General features: G+C 66.9%; 18 protein-coding genes. 12 read left to right on the top strand and 6 right to left on the bottom strand.

The annotated features are described in order from the left end of the window. Nucleotides 1-57 precede the first annotated feature (57 nt). The 5 genes from KM031_RS06325 (at nt 58) to KM031_RS06305 (ending at nt 8,057) form a co-directional block, all read left to right on the top strand. Nucleotides 58-1,056, top strand: coding sequence for an AAA family ATPase (locus KM031_RS06325; RefSeq protein ID WP_215503684.1), 999 nt, complete (start codon nt 58-60; stop codon nt 1,054-1,056). Next, nucleotides 1,053-1,925 carry a DUF58 domain-containing protein gene (locus KM031_RS06320; protein ID WP_215503683.1) on the top strand — a complete coding sequence of 291 codons (873 nt, stop codon included), beginning with the start codon at nt 1,053-1,055 and terminating at the stop codon, nt 1,923-1,925. The genes KM031_RS06325 and KM031_RS06320 overlap by 4 nt, the downstream gene beginning before the upstream one ends. After that, entirely contained in the window at nt 1,925-4,675 is a 2,751-nt protein-coding gene (locus KM031_RS06315) for a DUF4159 domain-containing protein (protein WP_215503682.1), read from the top strand. Before KM031_RS06320 ends, KM031_RS06315 begins: the two co-directional genes overlap by 1 nt. Next, complete coding sequence (locus tag KM031_RS06310; protein WP_215503681.1) at nt 4,672-6,756, top strand: glutamine amidotransferase; 2,085 nt, start codon at nt 4,672-4,674, stop codon at nt 6,754-6,756. The genes KM031_RS06315 and KM031_RS06310 overlap by 4 nt, the downstream gene beginning before the upstream one ends. 71 nt (nt 6,757-6,827) lie before the next feature. Continuing rightward, a complete protein-coding gene (locus tag KM031_RS06305) occupies nt 6,828-8,057 on the top strand; it encodes a flavin monoamine oxidase family protein (RefSeq protein ID WP_215503680.1) in 1,230 nt (409 codons plus the stop codon). Here KM031_RS06305 and KM031_RS06300 read toward each other — a convergent pair. Then, entirely contained in the window at nt 8,043-8,750 is a 708-nt protein-coding gene (locus tag KM031_RS06300; RefSeq protein ID WP_215503679.1) for a DUF599 domain-containing protein, read from the bottom strand. The two genes, KM031_RS06305 and KM031_RS06300, sit on opposite strands and share 15 nt — an antisense overlap. Before the next feature lie 103 nt (nt 8,751-8,853). Between KM031_RS06300 and KM031_RS06295 the strand changes: the two genes are divergently transcribed. From KM031_RS06295 to KM031_RS06275, 5 genes are all read left to right on the top strand, one after another. Beyond that, the gene (locus KM031_RS06295; protein ID WP_215503678.1) at nt 8,854-10,287 is read left to right on the top strand and encodes an FAD-linked oxidase C-terminal domain-containing protein; all 1,434 of its coding nucleotides are present in this window, start codon (nt 8,854-8,856) and stop codon (nt 10,285-10,287) included. A gap of 66 nt (nt 10,288-10,353) precedes the next feature. Further along, the gene (locus KM031_RS06290) at nt 10,354-11,427 is read left to right on the top strand and encodes an FAD-binding protein (protein ID WP_215503677.1); all 1,074 of its coding nucleotides are present in this window, start codon (nt 10,354-10,356) and stop codon (nt 11,425-11,427) included. 42 nt (nt 11,428-11,469) lie between these two features. Continuing rightward, nucleotides 11,470-12,753: a glycolate oxidase subunit GlcF gene (gene glcF, locus KM031_RS06285; protein WP_215503676.1), complete on the top strand. Its 1,284-nt coding sequence runs from the start codon at nt 11,470-11,472 to the stop codon at nt 12,751-12,753. A 59-nt stretch (nt 12,754-12,812) separates the two neighbouring features. Beyond that, a complete protein-coding gene (locus tag KM031_RS06280) occupies nt 12,813-13,622 on the top strand; it encodes a trypsin-like serine peptidase (protein ID WP_215503675.1) in 810 nt (269 codons plus the stop codon). A 134-nt stretch (nt 13,623-13,756) separates the two neighbouring features. Continuing rightward, nucleotides 13,757-14,236, top strand: a complete 480-nt coding sequence (locus KM031_RS06275; RefSeq protein WP_215503674.1) for an Hsp20 family protein — start codon at nt 13,757-13,759, stop codon at nt 14,234-14,236. 59 nt (nt 14,237-14,295) lie between these two features. Here KM031_RS06275 and KM031_RS06270 read toward each other — a convergent pair whose 3' ends face one another. Together KM031_RS06270 and KM031_RS06265 are read right to left on the bottom strand one after the other, a co-directional pair. Continuing rightward, on the bottom strand, nt 14,296-15,102 hold the full coding sequence (locus tag KM031_RS06270; protein WP_215503673.1) for a hypothetical protein: 807 nt from the start codon (nt 15,100-15,102) through the stop codon (nt 14,296-14,298). After that, nucleotides 15,099-15,638, bottom strand: coding sequence for an RNA polymerase sigma factor (locus KM031_RS06265; RefSeq protein ID WP_215503672.1), 540 nt, complete (start codon nt 15,636-15,638; stop codon nt 15,099-15,101). Before KM031_RS06265 ends, KM031_RS06270 begins: the two co-directional genes overlap by 4 nt. 108 nt (nt 15,639-15,746) lie before the next feature. Between KM031_RS06265 and KM031_RS06260 the strand changes: the two genes are divergently transcribed. Then, nucleotides 15,747-16,934 carry a glutathionylspermidine synthase family protein gene (locus KM031_RS06260; RefSeq protein ID WP_215503671.1) on the top strand — a complete coding sequence of 396 codons (1,188 nt, stop codon included), beginning with the start codon at nt 15,747-15,749 and terminating at the stop codon, nt 16,932-16,934. 4 nt (nt 16,935-16,938) lie between these two features. Then, the gene (locus KM031_RS06255) at nt 16,939-17,505 is read left to right on the top strand and encodes a DUF1190 domain-containing protein (RefSeq protein ID WP_215503670.1); all 567 of its coding nucleotides are present in this window, start codon (nt 16,939-16,941) and stop codon (nt 17,503-17,505) included. Between the two features lie 110 nt (nt 17,506-17,615). Here KM031_RS06255 and KM031_RS06250 read toward each other — a convergent pair whose 3' ends face one another. From KM031_RS06250 to KM031_RS06240, 3 genes are all read right to left on the bottom strand, one after another. Then, nucleotides 17,616-19,094 carry an NAD-dependent succinate-semialdehyde dehydrogenase gene (locus KM031_RS06250; protein ID WP_215503669.1) on the bottom strand — a complete coding sequence of 493 codons (1,479 nt, stop codon included), beginning with the start codon at nt 19,092-19,094 and terminating at the stop codon, nt 17,616-17,618. 117 nt (nt 19,095-19,211) lie between these two features. Continuing rightward, nucleotides 19,212-19,541, bottom strand: coding sequence for a hypothetical protein (locus KM031_RS06245; RefSeq protein ID WP_215503668.1), 330 nt, complete (start codon nt 19,539-19,541; stop codon nt 19,212-19,214). Nucleotides 19,542-19,577: 36 nt separating this feature from the next. After that, nucleotides 19,578-21,539, bottom strand: a complete 1,962-nt coding sequence (locus tag KM031_RS06240) for an OmpA family protein (protein WP_215503667.1) — start codon at nt 21,537-21,539, stop codon at nt 19,578-19,580. Nucleotides 21,540-21,580: the final 41 nt, after the last annotated feature.

Below are 21,580 nucleotides of genomic sequence, written 5' to 3'. Positions count from 1 at the left end.
TGCCCGGCCCCGCAATTCGGTCTAATACACAGGATATAACTCTCAGGGGTAGAAGTCATGGCAGAAGCATTGGTGGACCGGATCGAGGCTTTGGGGGCCAAACTGGCCGAGGCGAAAGCGTCGATCAACAAGCGGTTCATCGGGCAGGAAAAGGTGGTGGATCTGGTTCTGGCCTCGATGCTCTGTGGCGGCCATGCGTTGCTGGTGGGTCTGCCGGGTCTGGGCAAGACCCGGCTGGTCGATACGCTGTCGACCGTGATGGGGCTGAAAGGCAGCCGCATCCAGTTCACGCCCGACCTGATGCCCGCCGATATTCTGGGCTCTGAAGTGCTGGAAACCACGGCGGCGGGCGGGCGCGCCTTCCGCTTCATCGAAGGGCCGATCTTCTGCCAGTTGCTGATGGCGGACGAGATCAACCGGGCCAGCCCGCGCACACAATCGGCGCTGCTGCAAGCGATGCAGGAGCGCGAGGTGACGATTGCGGGCGAACACCGCCCGCTGGGCCGCCCCTTTCATGTGCTGGCAACGCAGAACCCGATCGAACAGGAAGGCACCTATCCGCTGCCCGAAGCGCAGCTGGACCGCTTTCTGGTGCAGATCGACGTGGATTATCCCGACCGCGCGACCGAGCGGGACATCCTGCTGGCAACCACGGGGGTGGACGATGCGCAGGTGCATCAGGTGTTCAGCGCCGCCGAGCTGCTGGAAGCGCAAGAGGTGATCCGCCGGATGCCGGTCGGCGAGTCGGTGGTCGAGGCCATTCTGGATCTGGTGCGCGCCTGCCGCCCCGGTGAGCCGGAAGGGGCCGCTCTGGCCGACACGCTCAGCTGGGGCCCCGGCCCGCGCGCAGCGCAGGCCCTGATGCTGACCTGCCGCGCCCGCGCCTTGCTGGACGGGCGGCTGGCCCCTTCGGTGGCGGATGTGGCGGCTTTGGCGCGGCCGGTGCTGTCGCACCGTATGGCGCTGAATTTCGCCGCCCGTGCGCGTGGCGACAATCTGGCCACCGTAATCGCCCGCGTCACCGCCCGCAGCCTGCGCCTTGAGGCGGCAGCGTGAGCCTTTCGCCCGATCTGCGCGCCCGGTCTGATGCTCTTGGTCAGTCGCTGCCGCCCTTGCTGGCGGCGGCGGATCATCTGGCGGGCGCGGTGATTCTGGGCGAACATGGCCGCCGTCGGGCGGGAATGGGCGATGAATTCTGGCAATACCGCCCTGCCCATGCGGGCGATTCGGCGCGAATGCTGGATTGGCGGCGCTCGGCCCGGTCGGATGCGCATTTCGTGCGCGAACGCGAATGGCAGGCGGCGCAAAGCGTGTCGCTCTGGGTTGATCCTTCGGCCTCGATGCGGTTTTCCGGTGCCAAGACCCGCGGGCCCAAGGCCGACCGCGCCCGCCTGTTGGCGCTGGCGCTGGCGGTGCTGCTGCTGCGCGGCGGCGAAAGAGTGGGGCTGATGGGGCCCGATCTGCCGCCCCGGTCGGGGCGCGCGCAGGCCGAACGGCTGGCGCTGTCACTGAGCCAGGACAGCGGCGAGGATTACGGCACCCCGCAGACCAGCGGCCTGATCCCGCATGGCCGCGCCGTGCTGATTTCGGATTTTCTGGGCGATATGGCCGGGGTCGAGGCGGCGATTGCCGCGGCGTCGGATCGCAATGTGCGCGGGGTCATCCTGCAGGTGCTGGACCCGGCAGAGGAAGATTTTCCCTTTGATGGCCGCACGATCTTTGAATCGATGAGCGGCAGTCTGCGCCACGAGACCCTGCGTGCCTCGGACCTGCGCGGCCGCTATCTGGCGCGGCTGGCCGAACGCAAGGACCGGCTGGCGCTGCTGGCGCGGGCTTCGGGCTGGCATGTCAGCACCCATCATACCGGGGATGCGCCGCAGCCGGCCTTGCTCTGGCTTTACCGGGCCTTGGGGGCGGCACTCTGATGTGGATGATCGGGCCCCTTGGCTTTACCGCCCCGCTGATCCTGACGGCGCTGATTGCGCTGCCGGTGCTGTGGTTTCTGCTGCGCGCCATCCCGCCCGCACCGATCCGCCGCCGCTTTCCGGGGGTGGCGCTGCTGCTGGGCCTGCGCGACGAGGATGCCGAGGCGGACAAGACGCCGCTCTGGCTCTTGCTGCTGCGTGCCTGCGCCATCGCCGCCGCGATCATCGCCTTTGCAGGCCCGGTTCTGAACCCCGAACGGGGCAACACCGCCTCGGACGCGCCGCTGCTGATCGTGATGGACGCGGGCTGGGCCGATGCCCGCGACTGGCCGCGCCGGATCGAACGGGCCAAGGTGCTGGCCGAGGCTGCCGGGCGGGCGGGCCGCACCGTGGCCCTGATCCGGCTGACCGATCCGCCGGAGGCGCCGGTGTTTCAGGCCGCGGGCGTTGCCGTCAGCCGCCTGTCCGGGGTGCAGCCGCAGCCCTATGCCCCGACCGATCTGGCCGGATGGGCGGCGGCGATGCCCCAGGGGGCCGCGATGGAAACCTATTGGCTGTCAGATGGTCTGGCGCATCCTGGCCGCGCCGATCTGCTGGCGGCGCTGGAACAGGGCGGGCCGGTGACGGTGTTTGAAAGCCCGCGCGCGGTGCTGGCGCTGCAACCCATCACCTTCAAGGATGGCGCGGTGCAGATCGCCGCGCTGCGCCTGCCCGCAGGCGGCGCGCAGGAACTGGAGGTTTCGGCCCGCGGGCTGGACCCTGCCGGGATCGACCGCGAACTGGTGCGCGCCACGCTCAGCTTTGCCGCCGGGGCCAACCGTGCCGAAACTGCGCTTGCGCTGCCGCCGGAACTGCGCAACCGTCTGACCCGGTTCGAGATTGCGGGCATCCGCTCTGCCGGGGCGGTGACGCTGACCGATGACAGCCTGAAACGGCGCAAGGTGGCGCTGATCGGCGGCGGCGCGGATGCGGAAGGGCTGCTGCTGCTGTCGCCCACGCATTACCTGCGGCAGGCGCTGGCCCCGGTGGCCGAACTGATCGACGGCGGGTTGAGCGATGTCCTGCTGGCCAGCCCCGATGTGATCGTGCTGACCGATGTGGCGCGGCTGACGCAGGCCGAAAGCGACAGTTTGCTGGATTGGCTGGACAATGGCGGTCTGCTGCTGCGCTTTGCCGGGCCGAAACTGGCCGCCTCCGACATTGCGCGCAGTGCCACCGATCCGCTGCTGCCGGTGCGTCTGCGCGAGGGCGGGCGGGCGCTGGGCGGCGCGATGAGCTGGGGCGATCCCAAGACGCTGGCCCCCTTTGCCGAAACCAGTCCCTTCTTCGGCCTGCCGGTGCCGCCCGAGGTTGCGGTGACGGCGCAGGTTCTGGCCCAGCCTGACCCCGATCTGTCGCAGCGCACGATTGCGGCGCTGGCCGATGGCACGCCTTTGGTCACCCGCAAGGCGGTGGGGCAGGGGCAGGTGGTGCTGTTCCACGTTACCGCCAATGCCGAATGGTCGAACCTGCCGCTGTCGGGCCTGTTCGTGCAGATGCTGGAGCGGCTGGCGGTTTCGACCCGCCCGACCCAGCCCGAAGCGGCGGATCTGGCGGGGCAGACCTTTGTGCCGGAACGGGTGCTGGATGCCTTTGGCACCGCCGGTGATCCGGGCAGCCTGCCCGGTGTTGCGGGCGAGGATCTGGCCGCAGGCCTGTTGGGCCCCACGCTGCTGCCCGGCCTTTATGCCGGAGAGGAGCGTCGCATCGCGCTGAACGTGATCAGCGCCGACACCGAGTTGCAGGCAGCGGTCTGGCCCGAGCGTATCCGCATCGAGGGTATGGAGGCACGGCAGGAACAGGCGCTGAAGGGCGGTTTTCTGGCGGCGGCACTGCTGCTGCTGTTGGCCGATATCGTGGCGGCGCTGTGGATTTCGGGGCGGCTGTCGGGGCGTCTTGCCGCGCGGCTGGCGGTGGCGGTGCTGGCCTTTGGGCTTGCGGCACCCGAGGCGCGGGCGCAGGACGATGCCTTTGCACGGGCCGCCACCTCCGAAGTGCGGCTGGCGCATGTCGTCACCGGCGATGCCCGGGTGGATGAGGTGGCGGCGGCGGGTCTGCGCGGCCTTGGCCTGCGCCTGTTCGAGCGCACGACGATCGAGCCTGCCGATGCGATGGCGGTGGATATAGAACGCGATGAGCTGGCGTTCTTTCCCTTTCTCTATTGGCCGGTGACGGCGGATCAGCCCCTGCCGTCGGTCGCGGCCTATCAGAAGCTGAACCAGTATCTGCGCACCGGCGGCATGATCCTGTTCGATACCCGCGATGCGGGCCTGTCGGGCGGCAGCAGCCCGGAAAGCAAGCGGTTGCAACTGATCGCCTCGGCGCTGGACATTCCGCCGCTGGAGCCGGTTGCGGCGGATCATGTGCTGACCCGGACCTTCTATCTGTTGCAGGATTTCCCGGGCCGCTATGCCGCAGGGATCTGGGTCGAGGCGGCACCCGCCGATGCCGAACAGGCAGAAGGGATGCCGTTCCGCAACCTCAATGATGGCGTGACGCCGGTTGTGGTGGGCGGCAATGACTGGGCCTCGGCCTGGGCTGTCGATGCGGATGGCAGCCCGATGTTCCCGGTCGGGCGTGGTTCTGGCGGGGAGCGCCAGCGCGAGATTTCGTATCGCTTCGGGGTCAATCTCATCATGTATGTGCTGACCGGCAACTATAAATCCGATCAGGTTCATGTGCCTGCGCTTCTGGAAAGGCTGGGGCAATGACCGGCGCGGTGATCCTTGATCCGCATCTGCCGCTGCTGGTGATTGCCGGTCTGGCCATGCTGGCGGTGCTGCTGACTGGTTATGCGCTGTGGCGCGGGCTGGCGGGCTGGTTGCCGCGCGCGGCGGCGGCGTTCATCCTGCTGGTGGCGCTGGCCAATCCGTCGTTGCAGCAAGAGGACCGCGCGCCGCTGACCGATATCGTGATTGCGGTGGTGGACGAAAGCTCCAGCCAGACCGTCGGTACCCGGCCTGCGCAAACGGCAGCGGCGCTGGCGCGGCTGCGGGCCGAGGTTGCGTCCTTGCCCAATACCGAGCTGCGCGAAGTGACGGCGCAGGATGCGCCGGGCGATGGGGGCACGCCGCTCATGGCCGCTTTGGCCGAGGCGCTGGCGGAAGAGCCGCGCGCCCGGGTGGCGGGGGCGGTGCTGATCACCGATGGGCAGGTGCATGACCTTGATCTGGCACCACAAATGCCCGCGCCGCTGCATGTGCTGCTGACCGGCGAGACGGCGGATTGGGACCGCCGCCTGATCATCCGCAACGCGCCCGCCTTCGCCATTCTGGGCGAGCCGGTGGCGCTGACTCTCCGGGTCGAGGATCAGGGGCAGGTGCCCGAAGGCGTCGGCGGCACGGCGCAATTGTCCATCGCGGTGGATGGCGGCCCGCCCGACTGGTATGATGTGCCGGTGGGTGAGGATCTGGAACTGCCGGTCACGCTGCCGCATGGCGGGCAGAACATCATCCAGTTTCAGGTTGCCGTGACGGATGGCGAATTGACAGATCGCAACAATGCCTCGGTGACGGCAATCAACGGCGTGCGCGACCGGCTGCGCGTGCTGCTGGTCTCGGGCGAGCCCCATGCGGGCGAGCGGGTCTGGCGCAATCTGCTGAAATCCGACCCTTCGGTCGATCTGGTGCATTTCACCATTCTGCGCCCACCGGAAAAGCAGGATGGCATCCCGGTCGAGGAACTGTCGCTGATCGCCTTTCCCACGCGTGAACTGTTCGTGGAAAAGATCGACGAATTCGACCTGATCATCTTTGACCGCTATCGCCTGCGCGGCATCTTGCCCACCTCCTATCTGGAAAACGTGCGCGACTACGTCACGCAGGGCGGCACGGTTCTGGTGGCGGCGGGGCCTGAGTTTGGCACGGCAGATAGCCTCTGGCGCTCACCTCTGGCCGATATTCTGCCGGTCGACACCACAAGCCGGGTTCTGGAAGGCGGGTTCCGGCCCAAGCTGACCGATCTGGGGCAGCGCCATCCGGTCACCCAGGGGCTTGAGGCACTGGGGCCGAAAGACGGCTGGGGCCGCTGGTTCCGGCAGATCGAGATTTCCGCGCGCGGCGCAGGGCAGGTGGTGATGCAGGGGGCTGAGGGCAAGCCGCTGCTGGTGCTGGCGCGCGAGGGCGAGGGCCGGGTGGCGGTGCTGGCCTCGGATCATGCCTGGCTCTGGGGCCGGGGCTATGAGGGCGGCGGGCCGCAACTGGAATTGCTGCGCCGTCTGGCCCATTGGATGCTGAAGGAACCCGATCTGGAAGAAGAGATCCTGACGGCACTGCCCGAGGATCAGACGCTGGCCATCACCCGGCGCACCGTATCAGAGCTGGACCCCGGCCCGGTGACGATCACCCTGCCGGATGGGACGACCACCCCTCTCGTCCTGCCGCAGATCGGCCCCGGCCATTACGCCGCCGAATTTGCCGCGCCGATGGTCGGGCTGTACCGGCTGCAACAGGGCACGCTGGAAACCGTGGTCGCGGTCGGCCCGCCCGCTCCGAAAGAGTTCGAGGAAACGATTGCCAGCGGCGAGAAGCTCGCCCCCATCGTGGCGGCCAGCAATGGCGGCATCCTGCGGATCGAGGCGGGCACGCCGGATGTGCGCGCCGTGGGCGAAGGGCGCGCGGCGGCGGGTCGGGGCTGGATCGGCATCACGCCGCGCGGGGCCTATGTCACGCAGGACATCCGCGTGGCGGCGCTGCTGCCGGGCTGGGCCTATCTGCTGCTGGCGGCGGCGCTGGCGCTGACCGCCTGGCTGCGCGAGGGGCGGTTTGCCATGGGACGGCATAGGGCTTTGTAATCCACCCACGCAATGCGATGATGGCATGGCGGCACTGCCCGCCGCGTCATCGGCCTTTCGCGGAGGGGATCATGGGCGATGTGGATGTGGTCATCGTGGGCGCGGGCGCGGCGGGCCTGTCTGCCGCCAAGAGCCTGCGCGCGGCCGGGCGCAGTTTTGTGGTGATGGAGGCGATGGGCCGTATCGGCGGGCGCGCGCTGACCACCGATACGGATTTCGGTGTGCCCTTTGACATCGGCTGTGCCTGGCTGCATGCGGCAGACCGCAACCCGTTTTACCCCGAGGCACAGGCGGCGGGCTGGACGCTCTATCATCACGACATGGCGCTGGATCACCTTTACTTCGGGGCGCGCCGGGCCGATGCTGGGGATCTGGACCGGATGCGCGCAGCAGAGGCCGCTATGGCCGCCTGTCTGGCGGCGGATCACGGGGCCGAGGACCGGCTGGCTGCGGTTCTGGCCGATTGTCACTATCTGCGTGCCAGTGCCACCTTCAGCGGCCCGATGGATTTTGGCGCGGATGATGACGAAATCTCCATCGCGGATTTTCTCGCCGCCGCGGATCTGGAACCGAATTATTTTACCCGCGAAGGTTTTGGCGCGCTGATCCACCGCTGGGGCGCGGATGTGCCGGTTTGCCTCAATACGCCGGTGCGTCGCATCCGCTGGGACGGGCCGGGCGTGGCGGTGGATACCGATCAGGGCACACAGGCCGCACGGGCGGTGATTGTCACCGTCTCCACCGGCGTGCTGCAATTTGACGGTATCACCTTTGCGCCCGCCTTGCCCGAGCGGCATCAGGAGGCGATCTTTGATCTGCCGATGGGCCTGCTGACCAAGATCCCGATTGCGGTATCGGGCACCCGGCTTGGCCTGTCGCCCTTCGACGATCTGCTGATGGAGCGCCACGCGCGGCACGACCTGTTCTTTCTGTGTTTTCCGTTCGACCTCAACCTGATGGTCGGTTTCGTCGGCGGCGATTTCGCATGGGAGCTGGAGGCGGCAGGGCCGGAAGCCTCGGTGGATTTTGCCCGCGACCGGCTGATTGATCTGTTCGGATCCGACACCCGCCGCCATCTGGGCCATGGCATGATGACGCGCTGGGGCGGTGAACGCTGGATGCGCGGTGCCTATGCCGCTGCCCGGCCCGGCAAGGCACAGGCGCGGGCGGTTCTGGCCGAGCCGGTGGCCGGGAAGATCTGGTTCGCGGGCGAGGCGCTGGCGGGCGGGCTGATGCAGACCGCCGCCGGGGCGCGGCTGTCGGGGGCCGCGGTGGCGCAGGCGGTCTCACTCTGTCTCTGACAACCGGTCCAGCATGGCGGCGCGAGATTGCGAGGCGAATTCGCGCCGGATCAGCGTGGCAAAGGTGGCGGTCATGGTGATCAGCAGCCCCCAGGGGCCGACCAGCCAACCCAAGGCCCCGATGGCGAAATAGACCGAGCGCAGACCCCGGTTGTAATTGCGCGCGGCGGTGATGTTCACCTCGGCAGCGCGGGCCGCACGCGGAAAGGCCTGCGGGTGGCTGGCGTCATTCGGGACCGAGGCCATCAGCAGCGAACAATAGCCAAACAGCCGATGCGACCAGACGAATTTCAGAAAGGCATTCACCACGAAGGCCAGAATGAACAGGATCTTGGCCTTGATCACCAGCACCGGATCGGCGACCAGCGCAAAGCTTTGCGCCAGCCCCTGCAAGGGCGCGGTATCGCCCAGCAAGGCCAGCCCGCCGCCCAGTGCCAGCATGCAGGTGGAGGCATAGAAGGTGATGCCTTGCCGCAGCCCGTCCAGAATATTGGCATCAAAGATGCGCGGCTGGCGGGTGACGAATTCGCGCATCCAGTCGCGGCGGTAATGCGTCATGATGACCGAAACCGACGGGCGGCGCAGGGTCGGGTGTTCGATCAGCAGCTGCAAGGCCCAGGCGCCCAGCAGCGTATAGGCCACGGCGGCAAGATCGAGCGGCGTGAAAAGGGCAAGCAGGCTCAGGGCATTCATGTGGTCAGACTAACGACAAAGGTCGCGCTTGCCAAAGCGTGAAATTGGTTATATTACTTTACCAATAATCCGAGAGCCGACAATCCAAGAGAGTGAGGCCCGCATGGACATGCCCCTGCCCGACCCGGCGATCCTTGCGCGCAAGGCGCGCATTGTCGACCGGCTGCTGGAGGTTCTGCCGCAGGATGCGGTGGTGCATGATCCCCATGAGGTGTGCGCTTATGAATGTGATGCGCTGTCGGCCTATCGCTGCCCGCCGCTGGCCGCCGTTCTGCCGCGTACGACGGCAGAGGTCGCGGCGGCGCTGAAGGTCTGTCATGCCGAAGGCGTGCCGGTGGTGCCGCGCGGGGCGGGCACCAGCCTTGCCGGAGGCGCACTGCCGACGGCGGACAGCGTGATTCTGGGGGTGGCCCGGATGAACGCAGTGCTGGAGGTGGATTACCCCAACCGCTTTATCCGGGTGCAGGCCGGGCGCACCAATCTGGCGGTGACCGGCGCGGTCGAGGCCGAAGGCTTCTTTTATGCGCCCGATCCGTCCAGCCAGCTGGCTTGTGCGATTTCCGGCAATATCGCGATGAATTCGGGCGGGGCGCATTGCCTGAAATACGGTGTTACGACCAACAATCTGCTGGGCGTGACCATGGTGCTGATGGATGGCACGGTGATCGAGGTTGGCGGCCCGTGGATGGATGCGGGCGGGCTGGACCTGCTGGGGGTGATCTGCGGCTCGGAAGGGCAGTTGGGCGTGGTGACCGAGGCGACGCTGCGCATCCTGCCCAAACCGGAAGGCGCGCTGCCGGTGCTGATGGGGTTCGACAGTTCGGAAGTGGCAGGGGCCTGTGTCACCGACATCATCAAGGCGGGTGTGCTGCCGGTGGCGATCGAGTTCATGGATCGCCCTTGTATCGAGGCCTGCGAGGCCTTTGCCAAGGCGGGCTATCCGATGTGCGAGGCGCTGCTGATCGTCGAGGTGGAGGGATCGGCCGCCGAAATCAGGCACCAGCTTGACCTGATCATGGCGATTGCGCGCCGTCACAATCCGGTGGCGCTGCGCGAGGCGGCGGATGAGGATCAGGCCAAGCGCATCTGGCTGGGCCGCAAATCGGCCTTTGGCGCGATGGGGCAGATCAATGACTATATGTGCCTTGATGGCACGATCCCGGTATCGAGCCTGCCCTTCGTGCTGCGCCGCATCGGTGAGCTGAGCCGCACCTTCGGGCTGGATGTGGCCAATGTGTTTCATGCCGGCGATGGCAATATGCACCCGCTGATCCTGTATGACGCCAACCTGCCCGGCGATCAGGAAAAATGCGAAGCCCTGGGCGCCGAGATCCTGAAGCTCTGTGTCGAGGTCGGCGGTTGTCTGACCGGCGAGCATGGTGTGGGGATCGAGAAGCGCGATCTGATGACGGTGCAATATGCGCCCGAGGATCTGGAGGCGCAGCTGTGGATCAAGGATGTGTTCGACCCGCGCTGGTTGCTGAACCCGGCCAAGGTGTTTCCGTTGCAGATCACCGCCAGTCGCCGCGCTGGTTGACCGCGCCGGGGGCTGTGCGCCCCCGGACTCCCGCAGGATATTTTTGCCAAGATGAAAGAGCATGAGATGCGCCCAGAGACCGAGGCAGAGCTGGCCGAGATGATCCGTGCCGCGCAAGCGCCGCTGGCGGTGCGGGGCGGCGGCACGCGCGGGCAGCAGGGGGCGGGCGCGGTACTGGAGACGGCGGGGCTGTCGGGTGTGCGGCTTTATGAGCCGGGGGCGTTGACGCTGGTGGCGGCGGCGGGCACGCCGGTGGCGGAGGTGGCGGATCTTCTGGCCGCCGAGGGGCAGCGGTTGGCTTTTGAAGTGCCCGACCTGCGGCGGGTGCTGGGGCGCGAGGGCCTTTCGACGCTGGGCGGGGTGGTGGCGGAGAACGCCTCGGGGCCGCGGCGGGTGCAGGTTGGCGCGTGTCGTGATTTTCTGCTGGGTGTGCGCTTTGTCGATGGCCGGGGCGGTGTGATCCGCAATGGCGGGCGGGTGATGAAGAATGTGACCGGCTATGATCTGGTCAAGCTGATGGCGGGCAGCCGGGGCAGTCTTGGCGTGCTGACCGAGGTGGCGCTGAAGGTCTTGCCGGTGCCGGAGGATTGCGCGACGCTGGAGATACCGGGATTGGCGGATGGGCAGGCGGTGGCCGCGCTGTCGGCGGCGCTCGGCTCGCCCTATGAGGTGACGGGGGCGGCGCATCTGCCGGGGCAGGGCACCTATCTGCGGCTGGAAGGGTTCAGCGAGTCGGTGCGGTATCGGGCCGGGCGGCTGGCGCATCTGCTGGCCCCGTTTGGCGCGGTGAGCGAGGTGCCGTCGCCCTGGGAGGCGATCCGCGATGTGACGGCCTTTGCCGGGCAGGCCGGGGATGTGTGGCGGCTGTCGGTCGTGCCTTCGGAGGCGCCGGGACTGGTGGCGCGGCTGGGGGCCGAGGCGGTGATCTATGATTGGGGCGGCGGGCTGATCTGGGCGCTGATGGCGCCGGGGGAGGATCTGCGGGCGCGGCTGGGTGCGTTTCGCGGCCATGCGACGCGGCTGCGCGGTGCGGCGGGGCTTGCGGCCTTGCCGCCGGAGCCTGCGCCACTGGCGGCGCTGACGCGCGGTTTGCGGGCGCAGTTCGATCCGCGCGGAATTTTTGCGGCGGCAACGGCATGAGCGCCCGATCCACCGCGGCCACCCTGTTTGCGGGAGTTTGACATGCAGACCCATTTCACCCCGGAACAGCTGCGCGACCCAAACCTTGCCCGCGCCAATGAGATCCTGCGGACCTGTGTGCATTGCGGCTTCTGCACCGCCACATGCCCGACCTATCAGGTTCTGGGCGATGAGCTGGACAGCCCGCGCGGACGGATCTACCTGATCAAGGAGATGCTGGAGACGGGCCGCCCGGCGGATGCGAAAACGGTCAAGCATATTGACCGCTGTCTGAGCTGTCTGTCCTGCATGACCACCTGCCCCAGCGGCGTGCATTACATGCATCTGGTGGATCAGGCGCGGGAATATATCGAACAGACCTACAAGCGCCCTGTCACCGACCGGCTGCTGCGCTGGGTTCTGTCGCGTATCATCCCCTATCCGGGGCGGTTCCGTCTGGCCTTGCTGGGGGCCAAGATGGCGCGGCCCTTTGCGCGGTTGTTGCCGGACCGGCGGTTGCGGGCGATGGTGGCGATGGCCCCGAAACAGGTGCCCGCCGTCAGCCGCAATGACGATCCGCAGGTGTTTGCCCCCCTCGGCGCGCGCCGGATGCGGGTGGCACTGCTGACCGGCTGTGCGCAAAAGGCGCTGAACACCGATATCAATGATGCCACCATCCGCCTGTTGCGGCGGCTGGGCTGCGAGGTGGTGGTGGCGCGCGGCATGGGCTGTTGTGGTGCGCTGACGCATCACATGGGGCGCACCGGCGAAAGCCATGCGCAGGCGGCGGCCAATATTGCGGCCTGGATGGCGGAAAAGCGGGCCGGGGGGCTGGATGCCGTGGTGATCAACACCTCGGGCTGCGGCACCACCGTCAAGGATTACGGCCATATGTTGCGCAATGATCCACTGGCGGCAGAGGCTGCCGAAGTCTCGGCGCTGGCGCTGGATGTGAGTGAGCTTCTGGTCAGGCTGGGCCTGCCGGAGGGTGCGCCGAAGGGCCTGCGCGTCGCCTATCACGCCGCCTGTTCGCTGCAACATGGGCAACAGGTGAAATCTGCGCCGAAAGACCTGCTGAAACGGGTCGGGTTCGAAGTGGTGGAGCCCGCCGACAGCCATCTGTGCTGTGGCTCTGCGGGCACCTACAACCTGTTGCAGCCCGAGATTTCGGCAGAGCTGAAGGCGCGCAAGGTAAAAACGCTGGAGGCGAAGGCGCCGCAGGTGATTGCGGCGGGCAATATCGGCTGCATGATGCAGATCGGGTCCGGCACGACTGTGCCCATTGTGCATACGGTGGAGCTTTTGGACTGGGCCACGGGCGGGCCGCGACCGCGCGCCCTTGCCTGAACCGGGGATTTGCCACATTCCTGCCGGAGTGCCGGACTATGCCCGGCGCAGGAGGATTGATGCGCCTGATTGCCACCCTTGCCCTGATGCTGATGTGTCTGCCCGCCCTGGCGCAGGATGCGCGGTTGCGCAGCCTTCAGACCGGTGATGACAGCCGGGGCTGGGATGCGGTGGGGCGGCTCAACCTCGGGCGCAAGGGGTTTTGCACCGGGGCGCTGATTGCGCCGGATCTTGTGCTGACCGCCGGGCATTGCCTGTTCGACAAGGAGACCGGCGCGCGGATCGACCCGGCCGAAATCGAATTTCTCGCGGGCTGGCGCAATGGCCGGGCGGCGGCCTATCGTCATGTGAAACGGGCGGTGGCGCATCCGGATTTTGTCTTTGGCGGGCAGGAAAAGCTGGAACGCGTGACGCATGATCTGGCGCTGTTGCAACTGGATCAGCCGATCCGCCTGCCGTCGATCCTGCCGTTCGAGACGGACAGCCAGCCGCTGACCGGATCTTCAGTCGGAGTGGTGTCTTATGCAAAGGATCGGGCCGAGGCCCCGTCCTTGCAGGAAATGTGCGAGGTTCTGGCCCAGAAGCCGGAAATGCTGATCCTGTCCTGTGATGTGGATTTCGGGGCCTCCGGCTCGCCGGTGTTTTCGTTGCGCGGTGGGGTGGCGCGGGTTGTTTCGGTCGTGTCGGCCAAGGCTGAAGTGGAGGGCAAGCCGGTGGCGCTGGGCACCTCGCTTGAGGGGCCGCTGGCCGATCTGCGGGCCGAGATGGCGGAAACCTCGGGCACGATGCCGGGCGGCACGGCATCGGTGCGGCGCATGGGCGGGCAGGGGGGCGGCGCCAAATTTCTGCGCCCCGAAACCCGGCCCTGAAGGCGCGCGCGCCCTCTTGAAAGGCGGACCGGTCTTTCCCAGATAGATGTCACCGGGTGCCAAGACGGGCCCGGACCAACCGCCCGCCCGGCAACGGGGGGCAGACCTGACACATCGCTTTTTCGAGGATGATCATGCGTAACTTTGACTTTGCTCCGCTCTATCGTGCCACTGTCGGCTTTGACCGCGTTGCCGATCTGGTGGACCGCGCCCTGAACGCCGATGTCGCCCAGCCGACCTATCCGCCCTACAATATCGAAAAGACCGAAGAGAATGCCTATCGCATCTCGATCGCCGTTGCAGGCTTTGCGCCTGACGAGCTGAATGTCGAGGTGAAGGAGGGTGCGCTGTTCGTGACCGCCCGCAAGGCTACCGAAGAGGGCACGCGCAACTTCCTGCATCGCGGCATCGCAACCCGCGCCTTTGAACGCCGCTTTGCGCTGGCCGATCATGTGCGCGTCACCGGGGCCAGCCATGAACACGGGATGCTGCATATCGACCTGCTGCGCGAAACGCCCGAAGCGTTGAAGCCGCGCCGGATCGAGATCGGTCGCGGCGCGGCCACCCCCGCGCAGGTGGTGGATGCCAAGCCGGTGGAAACCAGCGTCATCTGAGGTCAGTCCATCGAAGTCTGGGGCGCGTCGGAAAACCGGCGCGCCTTTGTCATGGCGGGTCAGCGGACCCGTGCCACCAGCGCCCGCAACAGCGCCAGCTTGTCGGCCTCATCCGCCGGGGCGGTTTTGCTGGCGATGGCAAGCGCCCGGTCGGGCGGCACCGCATTGCCCCGCAGCGCCAGCACCAGCGCCACCACCGCGCCGCCAAACTGCGCCAAGGGAGCGGCGTCGGGCGCTGGCCCCGGCAGGCGCAGCAAGCGCGCGCCGCCCGCGCTGCGCGCCAGTTCGGGGCCACTGTCGGGCAGCGGGGCCGCGACCAGCAGCAGGTGTTCGGCATCGGTCCCCGGCAGAGGCAGCGCCCAGCGGTCGGGCAGCGGCTTGCCTTGCCAGAGTTCGGTCAGCAGCTCTGCCGGGTTGATCGCGGCGAGATCGGGTCTGTGCCCGGCATCAAGGGCAAGGCGCAATTGCTCCCACGCGGGCACGGGCGCTGCGGTCCCTTTGGCCATGTGGCGGGCGGCGGGGACGGCGGCCTCCGGGGCGGCCATCTCGGTCGCCATCGGCGCGGGGGCGGCGGCGGTCACCTGAGGCGCGGTGGGTTCCGGCGCGCGCAGCGCCGGGGCGATGGCAAACATGGTCACTGCCACGGCGGCCGCCGCCCCGGCAAAGCCGATGGGGCCTCGCAGACGCGCCAGCCATGTTTTCCAGATCGGCACGGGGGCTGGCTTGGGGGCCGGAACATGCGCGGCCACCGCATCAAACGCCGCAAGTGCTGCCTCCAGCGCGGCCAGCCGCGCCGCCTGTGGCGCAATCGGCGCGGCGCGCAGGCCATGGCGCAGGCGGTCAAGCTCCTCAGGGGTCGCAGTCATGCCCGTGCCTCCTCTGCCGCGATACGCCGAAGCCGCTTCTTGACCTCGGACATACGCCACGCAACCGTGCCTTCCGACAGGCCCAGAACCTCGCCCGCTTCGGCCTGTGTCATCTCCTCGCCCAGCACCAGCGCCACGGTGTCCTGCAATTCGGGGCTGAGCCGCGCCATGGCGCTTTCCAGCCACTGAAGGGCGGCGCGGTCCTCGCTGATCTGGTCCTGCCGGGCCAGCTCCCAATCGCCCCAGCCATCCGCCGCGCGGGCGCGGCTGGCATGGCGGCGGCGCAGATCCTGCGCGGCATTGACCACGACCCGGTAAAGCCAGGTAGTGAACCGCGCCTCGCCGCGCCAGCCTGCCAGTTTGGCGGGCAGGGCGGCGCAGATGTCCTGCGCCAGATCCTGCGCGTCGGCCACCGATCCGGTCAGCCGCCAGCCCAGCCTGTAAATCCGGTCGTAATGCCGCGTCACCAGCGCCGCAAAGGCGGCGCGGTCGCCCCCTGCGGCGGCTGTGGCAAGCATTTCATCGGGTCTGTCCATCCGCATCACGATAGGTGAGACGCAGGCCGGAACGCAATCCTTGGACAGAGGCACTTGCACCGCCCGGCCACAGCGCCGATATGGAAAAAGACTGTGGAGGAGATTGGTTTGGACCGTATACGTATGCCGGAACGCCCCGATTGGCGGGCCGAAGCCGAAAGGCTGGGTTTCACATTTGCCGATATGCACGGCGAACCCTACTGGGATGAAACCTCTGCCTACCGTTTTACGCTGCGCCAGATCGAAGACGATCTCGAAGATCCGGCCACAGCCCTTCACGCCATGTGCCGCGAGGCGGTGGCGCATATCGTCGGATCAGAGTCGCTGATGGCGCGCATGGGCCTGCCGCAGACCCATTGGGATCTGATCGCGAACAGCTGGCTGGCAGGCGAACCAGAGCTTTATGGACGCTTCGATCTGGCCTATGACGGCACCGGCCCGGCCAAGCTGCTGGAATACAATGCCGATACCCCGACCTCGCTGTATGAAAGCGCGTCGTTCCAATGGCTCTGGCTGGAACAGCAGCTTGAGGCGCGGGTGCTGCCGCCCGGCGCCGATCAGTTCAACGGCATCCACGAGGCGTTGGTCGCCCGATTCGCCGAGATCTTCGCCCCCGATACGGATGTGCATTTCGCCGCGATGGCGGGCAATGCCGAAGACTATGCCACGGTCGAGGCGATGGCCTGGGCCGCGCGCGAGGCCGGGCTGGGCGCGCATTACACCGATCTGGAGCAGATCGGCGTCACGGCGGCGGGGCAGTTCACCGATGGCGACAGCCGGGTGATCGGGGCGCTGTTCAAGCTCTACCCCTGGGAAGATCTGCTGAACGATCCTTTCGCGGCGCATCTGGCACAGGCGCAGTGCCGGTTGATCGAACCGCCATGGAAGGCGCTGTTGTCCAACAAGGCGATCCTGCCGGTGCTGTGGCAGATGTTCCCCGGCCACCCCAATCTGCTGCCCGCCTATTTCGCCGCCGATCTTGCCGCCGGGATCGTGCCCGGCGCGGCCGAGGCGCTGGCGGCGGGCTCGGTCATCAAACCGCTGTTTTCGCGCGAGGGGGCGTCCATCCGCATCATCGAAGGCGGCGTGGAAACCGAAGCCTCCGGCAATGCCGCCTATGACGACCACCCGAAAATCGTGCAGGCCTATCACCCGCTGCCGGTGCTGGGCGGAATGCGCCCGGTGATCGGGGCCTGGGTGGTGGGCGAGGCTTGCGTTGGCATGGGCCTGCGCGAAGATGCCAGCCGGATCACGCAGGATCTGTCGCGGTTCAAGCCGCATTTCATTGAAGGGTAAACCGATGAAACGTTCGCGCACAGTGGCGCTATCCATTCTGGGGGCTGCGGCCTTCGGTCTTGCCGGGTGTCAGGAGGAGGCGACCGAGGCCGCCTCCTTTGCCGATCTGGACAGCTGCCTTGCTGCGGCGACGGATGGCGGCTGGTTCACCAAATCCGATTGCGAGGCCACCTTCTCCGAGGCGCAGAAACTGCACGAAGAAACCGCGCCGCGTTATGAAAGCCGCGAGGTCTGCGAGGCAGAGCATGGCGCAGGCGCCTGTGGCGAAGACAGCGTGGCGGGCTCGGGCGGTGGCGGCTTCAGCTTCATGCCACTGCTGGTCGGTTACATGATCGGGCAGGCGCTGGGCGGTGGTCGCCCGATGGCGCAGCCGGTGGTGCCCAAGGCGGGTGGCGGCTTCACCACCCCCGCCGGCACCGGCATCAGCCGGATCGGCGGCGCGGGGCCTGTGTCTGCTGCGGCCTTCGACAAGGCCCCTGTGACCAAGGGCCTGCCGCCGATGACCAAGGCGCAGGTGCAATCGAAGGGCGGCTTTGGCGGCACGGCAGGCACCCGTAGCGTCAGCGGCTGACCGGCAGGGGGCTTCGCGCCGCCCGATGTGACTTGCATTTTGCAAAAATACTCATGCCCTTCCCGATGAGGGGAGCAAGGCGGGGGACATTGCCCCCGCCCTTGGCAATCTTAGATGCTCAGGCAGATGTATTTCATCTCCAGATAATCCTCCATGCCGTGATGGCTGCCTTCGCGGCCCAGCCCGGATTGTTTGACGCCGCCGAACGGCGCCACCTCGGTGGAGATGATGCCGGTGTTCACGCCAACGATGCCGTATTCCAGCGCCTCTTGCACACGGGTGATGCGGCCCACATCGCGGGCATAGAAATACGAGGCGAGGCCAAAGATCGTGGCATTGGCCTTTTCCACCACCTCGGCCTCGGTGTCGAACTTGAACAGCGGGGCCAGCGGGCCAAAGGTTTCTTCATTGGTGACCAGCATCGCATCGGTCACATTCGCCACCACGGTCGGCTCGAAGAACGATCCGCCAAGCGCATGGCGTTTGCCGCCGGTCACGATGCTGCCACCCTTGGCCAGCGCATCGGCGATATGCTCCTCGACCTTTTCGACGGCGGCCATATTGACCAGCGGCCCGGTGGTGACGCCGACAGTCAGGCCATCGCCCACGTTCAGCTTGGCCACCGCCGCCGACAGCTTTTCGGCAAAGGCATCATAGACCCCGGCCTGCACATAGATGCGGTTGGCACAGACGCAGGTCTGGCCATTGTTGCGGAACTTGGAGGCCATCGCGCCTTCGACCGCCGCATCCAGATCGGCATCGTCAAACACGATGAAGGGCGCATTGCCGCCCAGCTCCATCGAGCATTTCATCACCTGATCCGCCGCCTGCCGCAGCAGGATCCGCCCCACTTCGGTGGAGCCGGTGAAGGTCAGTTTGCGCACCACCGGGTTTTCGCAGAATTCCTTGCCGATGTCGGACGAGCGTTTGGAGGTGATGACCGAGAAGATCCCGGCAGGCAGGCCCGCGCGTTCGGCCAGCACCGCCAGCGCCAGCGCCGACAGCGGGGTTTCGGCCGCGGGCCGGGCGACAAAACCGCAGCCCACGGCAATCGCCGGGCCGCATTTGCGGGTGATCATCGCATTGGGGAAGTTCCAGGGCGTGATCGAGCCGACAACACCGATGGGCTGTTTGATCACGGTGATGCGTTTGTCCCGCATATGGCCCGGAATGGTTTCGCCGTAGACGCGTTTGGCCTCTTCGCCGAACCACTCGATGAAGCTGGCACCATAGGCAATCTCGCCCTTGGCCTCGGCCAGCGGTTTGCCCATTTCGGCAGTCAGGATTGCGCCCAGATCGTCCTGATTGGCCATCATCAGGTCAAACCATTTGCGCATCACCTGCGCGCGTTCCTTGCCGGTGCGCGCGGCCCAATCCTTGCGGGCCAGATCGGCGGCGGCGATGGCACGGGCGGTTTCGGCGCGACCAAGGTTCGGCACGGTGCAGATCACATCGCCGCGCGCCGGGTTGGTGACGGTGAAGGTGCTGCCATCATCGGCGTCGATCCATTCGCCCGCGACATAGGCTTTGGTCGCCAGCAGCGACGGATCTTTCAACAGCGACCGCAGGTCGGTGACGGTATCAAGCATGGGGGGGCCCTCCAAAAGCAGTTGTCTGCATGGAAAGCACGCGCCCGCGGCTCTGTCCAGTTCAGCACCGGCATCGGCGGGCGGATTCCGGCCTGTTTGATCAAACAGGCCGGGCGGTCAGCTGTTGGAATGCATCCGCTCGATATAGGCGCGCATCTCTTCGGCCTCTTGCCGGGCGTCGCGCAGACCTTCCATGGCGGCGCGCAATTCGGCTTCGGTCTGGGCGATCTGGTTGCCCAGTTCGGCCTCGCGGCTTTCCAGATAGAGAATCGCCTGATCGCGCGTTTCTTCCGCCTCGTGCAGCGATTGCGCCAGCCGCTCCAGCTCCCCCATATCCCCGGCCGAGACGCGGCGGAACCGATGCACCAGCCAATTGGCAAACCAGCCCAGCGTGAAGGCCAGCATCAGCACGATGGCCGTAGCGACGACAAATTCATTGCGATTCATGCGATGCGGTCCTGTGGCTTTACGCGCAAGCGCGGATCAATTGCGCGCCGGGCGCGGTTTCGGGCGTTTGGTGATTTCGGTCGGGGCAACCGAAGGGCTGGTATCGGCTGCAAAATCCGGGGCATCCGACGGCGATTGCGTGGCCTCTGCGGCGTCATCGGCGGGTTTCTGGCGGGCAGGCCCGGCATCAAGCAGGGTGAATTCGATCCGCCGGTTTGCCTCGCGCCCCTCGGCCGAGCCATTGTCGGCAACGGGCACGCCTTCGCCGTAGCCCTTGGCCACAAGACCCGACACCGGGGCACGCCGCCCCTGCAAGGACAGCAGCACCGCTTCGGCGCGGGCTTGGCTCAGCGCCAGATTGCCCTCGGTCGATCCTTGCGCATCGGTATGGCCGGCAATTTCCAGCTTCAGCGCCGGGCAGTTTTGCAGGATCTTGGCAAGCTCATCCATCGTCGCTCCGGCTTCGCCAGCAATTTCGGCAGAGCCGGGCGCGAAGCTGATCTTGGTTTTGGTGACAACGGCATTCAGATTGTCGGCACATTCCTGCGGCGAGGGCAGGGCGGCAAACGGGTCAAACGCCTCGTCATAGCGCACGCTGACCTTGAAGGGTTTGCCCTGACCCAGCTTGTCCGACAGGATCTGTGCCACCCGCGCCCGCCCGTTCGGCTTGCCGGTGACACCGGCCACCTCGACGGTATCGGCGCGCACTGTCAGCGTGCCGTCATGCAGCTCTGACAGGGCCTCCAGTCCGGCCAGAACCCGCACGGGCCAGCCATCGGGCAGATCGGGGTCAAACCGGGTGGCGGTATAGACCTTGGACGCGCCGAACCGCGCCTTGGCATAGCTGTCGACCGCGGATTTCAGCAGATCATCGGTCAGACGCCCGCGCAGTTGCACCTGCCCGTCTTCGGCCAGACGGGCGGTGAATTCGGCAGGGCCTTCCTGCACGGCGCTGGGTTTGGGCGGCAGGGTGGATTGCAGCGAAAACACCGGCGGCAGGGCGGCCTGCAATTCGCCCACCACCCGGTCGAACGTGGCCTGCGGCGTGCCCGCCTCGGCCAGCAGGGTCACATCGGCATCCGAAAAGGTGATGGAGCCTGCGCCCAGTTCCGCCACGGCCCTGATGCCCGCGCTGGTCGCATCCGCCCAGCTTGGGGTCGGCACGCCAAGGCCGACAGTGCAGATGATCGAGCCTTCGATCCCGGCGGCGGTGCCCGCCGCCATGATCTTGTCGCGCGCCTTGTCGGTATCGGCGGAACAGGCATCGAAACGCGCGCCTTCGGCGTCCTTGAGAAAACGCAGGGTGAACGGCGTCAGCACCGGGCGCGGGGCTGAAATGTCGATGGCAATTTCCAGCCCCTGCGGCCGGATCTTGGACAATTCTCCTTCCAGCCGCCGTTTCTGCGCATCGCTGTCGGAAATCGCGGTGATCGACACCTTGTCCGCCGCGACCGAGATCTTGGAGCGCGGCAGCAGTTTCAGCGCCTCTGTGCCGAATTTCAGCGCGGCATCCCAGCCCTCGGGGGCGGGGAAGGCGGCGGTTTCCAGCATGTCGGAGACGGGCGCGCCACTGGCCAGCGCCGTGACCTCATCGGCCAGCGTCGCCTGACCTTCCACCACGGTGGCATCGGGCAGCAGGCCGATCAGCGAGATGCCATCGGTGTTGCGCAACATTTCGACCGAAAAGCGCGGTGCCTCAATGGCGCGCATTGGCGTCACATCCAGACGGTCGCGCACCCGCGCACTGTCAACCACCGATCCGGCAAGGTTGACGACGCGAAACCGCGCCGCTTCATTCGGGGCAGTGCCGATCAGCCGCACCTGCAAGCCCGAGGCCCGCACCTCGGCCCAGGTGATGCCTTCGGTCAGCAGCCGCGACCGGACCACGGATTCAGAGCGGTTCTCGATCACCGTCACGCCGACCCAGGCCGTCACGATGGCCACCAGCCCCCCGCCGACAAAGGCAGCCGTGCTGAGCAGAGAGGGCGGGATTCGCATTGCAGCGCCTTTGCAACCGGGACAACAGCGTCTCATTAGGA

It is taken from the genome of Gemmobacter fulvus (genome assembly GCF_018798885.1).
Taxonomy (GTDB): Bacteria; Pseudomonadota; Alphaproteobacteria; order Rhodobacterales; family Rhodobacteraceae; genus Gemmobacter; species Gemmobacter fulvus.
Note: the sequence above shows the minus strand (reverse complement) of the source record. Positions and strands in the feature narration are given on the sequence as shown.

Coding starts and splice junctions, on each gene's coding strand:
- KM031_RS06325 (WP_215503684.1), top strand. CDS start 58: ATGGCAGAAGCATTGGTGGACCGGATCGAGGCTTTGGGGGCCAAACTG.
- KM031_RS06315 (WP_215503682.1), top strand. CDS start 1,925: ATGTGGATGATCGGGCCCCTTGGCTTTACCGCCCCGCTGATCCTGACG.
- KM031_RS06310 (WP_215503681.1), top strand. CDS start 4,672: ATGACCGGCGCGGTGATCCTTGATCCGCATCTGCCGCTGCTGGTGATT.
- KM031_RS06305 (WP_215503680.1), top strand. CDS start 6,828: ATGGGCGATGTGGATGTGGTCATCGTGGGCGCGGGCGCGGCGGGCCTG.
- KM031_RS06300 (WP_215503679.1), bottom strand. CDS start 8,750: ATGAATGCCCTGAGCCTGCTTGCCCTTTTCACGCCGCTCGATCTTGCC.
- KM031_RS06295 (WP_215503678.1), top strand. CDS start 8,854: ATGGACATGCCCCTGCCCGACCCGGCGATCCTTGCGCGCAAGGCGCGC.
- KM031_RS06290 (WP_215503677.1), top strand. CDS start 10,354: ATGCGCCCAGAGACCGAGGCAGAGCTGGCCGAGATGATCCGTGCCGCG.
- glcF (WP_215503676.1), top strand. CDS start 11,470: ATGCAGACCCATTTCACCCCGGAACAGCTGCGCGACCCAAACCTTGCC.
- KM031_RS06280 (WP_215503675.1), top strand. CDS start 12,813: ATGCGCCTGATTGCCACCCTTGCCCTGATGCTGATGTGTCTGCCCGCC.
- KM031_RS06275 (WP_215503674.1), top strand. CDS start 13,757: ATGCGTAACTTTGACTTTGCTCCGCTCTATCGTGCCACTGTCGGCTTT.
- KM031_RS06270 (WP_215503673.1), bottom strand. CDS start 15,102: ATGACTGCGACCCCTGAGGAGCTTGACCGCCTGCGCCATGGCCTGCGC.
- KM031_RS06265 (WP_215503672.1), bottom strand. CDS start 15,638: ATGGACAGACCCGATGAAATGCTTGCCACAGCCGCCGCAGGGGGCGAC.
- KM031_RS06255 (WP_215503670.1), top strand. CDS start 16,939: ATGAAACGTTCGCGCACAGTGGCGCTATCCATTCTGGGGGCTGCGGCC.
- KM031_RS06250 (WP_215503669.1), bottom strand. CDS start 19,094: ATGCTTGATACCGTCACCGACCTGCGGTCGCTGTTGAAAGATCCGTCG.
- KM031_RS06245 (WP_215503668.1), bottom strand. CDS start 19,541: ATGAATCGCAATGAATTTGTCGTCGCTACGGCCATCGTGCTGATGCTG.
- KM031_RS06240 (WP_215503667.1), bottom strand. CDS start 21,539: ATGCGAATCCCGCCCTCTCTGCTCAGCACGGCTGCCTTTGTCGGCGGG.